The sequence below is a fragment of the Kitasatospora sp. MBT63 genome (assembly GCF_000710465.2).
Classification (GTDB): domain Bacteria; phylum Actinomycetota; class Actinomycetes; order Streptomycetales; family Streptomycetaceae; genus Kitasatospora.
Genome location: NZ_JAIZ01000161.1, coordinates 1 through 2,520, shown reverse-complemented (window position 1 = coordinate 2,520; position 2,520 = coordinate 1). Strand labels below are relative to the sequence as shown.

Genomic DNA, 2,520 nt, shown 5'->3' with positions numbered 1-2,520 from the left:
AGGTTCGGGGTGGCCGCCAGGCGCTTGACCAGCTCGGAGGTGGGCGCGTTCCAGGACACCGCGGTGAACGCCTTGCGCTCGGCCGACTCCGGGGACTGCGGGCCCGCGCCGTCGCCCTTCAGCAGCACCCGGGTCACGCCGTTGCGGTCGACCACGGCCACCGAGACGTGCTGGCCGCCCTTCTCGGCGGCGTCCAGGGCGGCCTGGGCGGCCTTGGTGGCGGCCTCGATGCTCAGGCCCGTCGACCCGGTGAGGTTGCGGTCGGCGGCATCGGCCTTCACCGCGTCCGCCTTGGCGGCCTCCGGTGCCCGGCCGGTCTCGGCGTTGGCCGACACCGCACCGAGGGTGCCCGCCGCCAGGGCGGCCACGGCGACGGCGCCGGTCAGTACACGGGCCCGCGGGCTCATCTTCGTCATGCTTCGGCTCCTGCTCGGATCGGCTCCGGGAACCGCACCGGCTCCCGCTCTGCCTCGATCCTCCGGCCGGCCACCCGCCGTCCGGATCGTCGGACCGGCCCGGACCGGCAGGCATCATGGACGACACGGGGGTCGGCCGATCGGTCGATGCGCACGGCCCCCTGGCGGGCCACCATGCCAGGAGGACAGCCGGCGGGAGCGGGCCCGCCGACGGACGAGGAGAACCACGTGGACGACCACCGGCCGCCGGCCGGCGACCCCGACGCGGGGTGGCTGGCCACGGTGATGCGGATCGCCTTCCTGCTGCTGCTCGCCGCCTCGCTCACCCGGTACCTGGACCACCACTGGCACTCCGCCCGCACCCCCTGGGTGATCGGACTGTCGGTCGCGCTGGCCGCGGCGCACCTGCTGCTGCCCGCCCGGAGCCCGGGCCGCCTGGCCGCCGCCGGGCGGCGCCCCGCCGAGCTGGCCGGCCTGCTCGCGGTGCTCGGCAGCTGGGCGGTCCTGGTGCTGATGGCGCCCAGCTTCGCCTGGTGCGCCGTACCGCTGATCTACACCGTGCTGCGGGCCCTGCCCACCCGGGCCGCCGTCCCGGTGATCGGCGCGATGACCGCGCTGGTGGTGACCGCCGAACTGCGGCTGTCGGACGGCTTCGACCCCACCCTGCCGCTGCTGCCGCCCACCGTCGCGGTCCTCGCCACGGCGGTCTTCCGGTACATGGAACGGCAGGGTGCCCGGCAGCGCGCCCTGATCGACGACCTGATCAGCACCCGCCGCGAACTGGCCGCCACCGGACGCCGCGAGGGCACGCTCGCCGAACGCGAACGGCTCGCCATGGAGATCCACGACACCCTGGCGCAGGGCCTGTCCAGCCAGCAGATGCTGCTCCAGGCCGCCGACCGGGTCTGGGAACGCGACCCGGCCACCGCCCGCGGCCACGTCCGGACCGCCACCGCCATCACCGCCCGCAACCTGGCCGAGGCCCGTCGCTTCGTCCACGACCTCGCTCCCGCCGAACTCGCCGACGGCGGCACGCTGGAGGCCGCACTGCGGGCCCTCGCCGAACGGGAGACCGCCGAGAGCGGGCGCCCGGTGCACGTCCGCATCGACGGCGCGCCCGTCCCGGTGCCCGCCGCCGCACAGGCCGCCCTGCTGCGGATCGCGCAGGGCGCGCTCGCCAACGTCCGCGAACACGCCGACGCCCGGACGGCCGCGCTCAGCCTCTCCTACCTCGGCGACCAGGCCGTCCTGGACATCGCGGACGACGGCCGCGGCCTGGCCGGGCCGCCCGGCGGTGCGGGAGCGGATGGTGACACCCCGCCGGGTGGCCCCCCGGCGGCCGGGCGCGGCCACGGGCTGCCCGCGATGCGGGCCAGACTGCGCCAGCTCGGCGGCACCCTCACCGTCGAGAGCACCCCCGGCGAAGGCACCGTGGTCTCCGCCTCGATCCCGCTGGAGGACCGGTGAACACGGACGTACGGCTGCTGGTCTGCGACGACCACGCGGTGGTCCGGGCCGGCCTGCTGGCCCTGCTGGCCAGCGCCCCCGGCATCGAGGTGGCCGGGGAGGCGGGCAGCGGCGAGGAGGCGGTCGCGCTGGCCGAACGGCTGCGGCCGGACGTGGTGCTGATGGACCTGCAGCTCGGGCCGGGCATCGACGGGATCGAGGCCACCCGCCGGATCACCACCGGGCCCGCCGCCGCCCGGGTGCTGGTGCTCACCACCTACGACACCGACGCCGACATCACCCGGGCCATCGCCGCCGGCGCCACCGGCTACCTGCTCAAGGCGGAGCGCCCCGAGGAACTGTTCGCCGCCATCCACGCCGCCGCCGAGGGCCGCACCGCGCTCTCCCCGCCGGTCGCCACCCGGGTGATGGCCCAGATGCGCGCCCCGGCACCCCAGCTGACCGACCGCGAGCAGGACATCCTCGCCCAGCTCGCCCAGGGCCACGGCAACCGGGAGATCGCCCGGGCCCTGTTCATCAGCGAGGCGACCGTCAAGACCCACCTCGGCCGGATCTACGCCAAGCTGGGCGTCGACACCCGGGCGGGCGCGGTGGCCGCCGCCAAGGAGCGCCGGCTGCTGCGCTGACCGGCCCCGCG

3 protein-coding genes are annotated in these 2,520 nt (G+C 76.5%); 2 read left to right on the top strand and 1 reads right to left on the bottom strand.

Annotated features, from left to right (window positions below; translation table 11 throughout):
* On the bottom strand, positions 1 to 416 hold a 416-nt coding region (locus AA75_RS10785; protein ID WP_033819671.1), incomplete at its 3' end, for a heme-binding protein.
* 285 nt (positions 417 to 701) lie between these two features.
* Here AA75_RS10785 and AA75_RS10780 point away from each other — a divergent pair.
* The gene (locus AA75_RS10780; RefSeq protein WP_051812104.1) at positions 702 to 1,883 is read left to right on the top strand and encodes a sensor histidine kinase; all 1,182 of its coding nucleotides are present in this window, start codon (positions 702 to 704) and stop codon (positions 1,881 to 1,883) included.
* Positions 1,880 to 2,509: a response regulator transcription factor gene (locus AA75_RS10775; RefSeq protein WP_033819669.1), complete on the top strand. Its 630-nt coding sequence runs from the start codon at positions 1,880 to 1,882 to the stop codon at positions 2,507 to 2,509. Before AA75_RS10780 ends, AA75_RS10775 begins: the two co-directional genes overlap by 4 nt.
* Positions 2,510 to 2,520: the final 11 nt, after the last annotated feature.

What these genes read in the sequence shown, in the direction of transcription:
- AA75_RS10780 (WP_051812104.1), top strand. Translation starts at nt 702, where the DNA reads ATGCGGATCGCCTTCCTGCTGCTGCTCGCCGCCTCGCTCACCCGGTAC.